This window comes from Planctomycetota bacterium, from assembly GCA_016872555.1.
Lineage (GTDB): Bacteria > Planctomycetota > Planctomycetia > Pirellulales > UBA1268 > F1-20-MAGs016.
Genome location: VGZO01000128.1, coordinates 1 through 2,269, shown reverse-complemented (window position 1 = coordinate 2,269; position 2,269 = coordinate 1). Strand labels below are relative to the sequence as shown.

The window sequence follows — 2,269 nt, the reverse complement described above, 5'->3', positions numbered from 1 at the left end:
CGCTCATCACCTCCATGTAGTGCCGCCACCCGTACCGGCGCTCCCCCGGCTCGTCGATGGCGAGGATCCCCTGGTCCTCGAACAGGATTCGCTCGGCGAGCATGTGGTCGATGACCCGCTCGGGGGCTTCGGGCGGCTGGACCGCGAACCCGGGCATCCGCCCGACCCAGTCGCGCCATGCCGACCGGCCCAGGCCCTGCTCCTGGAGCACGAGCGTGAGGAGCTGCTGCGCGAACAGGTGAAACGGCTCGGCAGGGGGAACGACCGGCTCGACGAATCCGTCGCGCCACAGATCGACCAGTGCCGCTGCCTGGACGAGCGCGGTCGGTGTGGTGGCGAGAAACAGACAATTTCGCGTCGTGCCCGCGCGACGCCCGGTACGACCCATCCGCTGGAGAAAGCCCGCCACGCGGCCGGGAGAGTCGATCTGGATCACCCGGTCGAGATCGCCGACATCGATGCCGAGCTCGAGGACGCTCGTGGCGACGATGACGCAGTTTTCCCGGTTGGCAAAGGCATCTTCAGCCGCGCGGCGCTCGGAGACGGAGAGCGAGCTGTGGGTGACGAACGTCGTCGTCCCGAGGCGCTCGAGCTCGGTGCCGATCGCCTCGGCCCGGGCCCGGCTCTCGCAGAACACGAGTCGTTTCTCGCCGCGATGGAGCCGGGAGATGACCGTGGCAGCATTTTCGATCGAGCCGACGAAGTCGATCGCCACGTCGGCTGCGGCGGCGGGAGCGGCCGTCGCGGGGGCATACACGCCCCGCGGGCCGTCGCAGGAGCCGGCGAGCCAGTCGCAGAGGGCTTGTGGATTGCCGACCGTCGCCGACAGGCCGATCCGCTGCACCGGGTGGCCGGCGAGCTTCGTGACCCGGTCGAGCACCGCGAGCAGGTGCCAGCCGCGATCGTCGCCGGCGAAGGCATGGATCTCGTCGATGATCACCGCGCGCAGGTCGCCAAACAGGATCTCCTCGTCGACCCGCGACGAGACGAGCATCACTTCGAGCGACTCTGGCGTCGTGAGAAGCACGTCGGGAGGGTCTTGGACGATTCGCCGGCGGCTGGTCGCCGACGTGTCGCCGTGGCGGAGGGCCGCGCGGCGGCCGAGGAGCTCGCAATAGCGGGACAGGCGCGTCTCGAGGTTGTTGAGGAGGGCCTTGATCGGACAGACATAGAGGACCGAGAGGCCGCGCCAGTCCTCGGTGAGCATCCGTGACAGGATCGGAAACGCCGCTGCCTCGGTCTTGCCGCCGGCGGTCGGGGCGAGAACGATCTGGTGCTCGCCGGCAAGCAGCCGGGGGATGACCGCGTCTTGGAACGGCCGTAGGCTACGCCATCCCAGTGAATTGACGACATGGTGCCGGACTGCCGGGTGCAGCAGTTCGAAGTTGCTCATCCGATGTCGAGCTCGATCTCGTCGAGCCCCTTCGCTCCGCTCGCCTGCCGCTCCACGGGTGTCATCTCCGTCTCGCTGACCGTGAGCGAGTAGTCGCGGGCCGGGTCGAAGTCGGGGTGGAGGTCGACGCGGTCGAGGACGTCGGCCACGAGTTTCTTGAGGAAGATCCGGGGCGCGATGCCGACCTTTCCGCCGAGCTTGCCGGCCACGGCCTCCGCCAAGCGGCGGACGAGTGCGTCGTCGCAGACCTTCGCGACTCGGTCCGGAGAAGACGCTCCTAGGAGAAAAATGTCCCGCACGCGACTCCCCACCTTGCAGAGCCGGTCGAGGTCGAACGGCGGCAGGCGCACCTGCACGGCGCGGGGGTTGTCGAACCGGGCGTCGGTCTGGAAGTCGACATGGAGCCGCTGGGCGAGGGGCTCGAGTCTCCGCACGCCCTGCGGCCCGTCATAGAACGCCGGCGTCCCGGTGATCAGCAGGAACAGCCCCGGAAACCGCCCCCCCTCGACTTCGTCGATGAGCTGCCGGAGGGCGTTGAGGCTCTTGTCGCGGGCGTCGCTCCGGACCCGCTGGATCGTCTCCACCTCGTCGAGGACGACGAGCAGGCCGGCGTGACCGCCGTCGCGGAGGAGCGTGAGCACCCCCTGGAGGAAACCGAGGGCCCCGAAGTGGTCCAAGTCCCCCTTGATGCCCGCGGTCTTTTTCACGCCTGCGGCGACGTGCGGTTGGCCGGCGGCCCAGGCCAGGACGCCGTCGGCGGTGGCCCGGTCGCTGGAGACCGACGCGATCCGATAGCCGCGCAGCGCAGCCGAGAACTGCGGGGCGACGGTCGTGATGCCGGCCAAGCGGCCTTCGAGCAGGGCGTCGGTCCGCTTC

Annotated in this window: 2 protein-coding genes; both read right to left on the bottom strand. The window is 69.4% G+C overall.

The features are described from left to right. A partial coding sequence (locus FJ309_17430) for a DEAD/DEAH box helicase (protein MBM3956355.1) occupies positions 1 to 1,393 on the bottom strand: 1,393 nt, incomplete at its 3' end. Then, a partial coding sequence (brxD, locus tag FJ309_17425) for a BREX system ATP-binding protein BrxD (GenBank protein MBM3956354.1) occupies positions 1,390 to 2,269 on the bottom strand: 880 nt, incomplete at its 5' end. The genes brxD and FJ309_17430, both read right to left, overlap by 4 nt.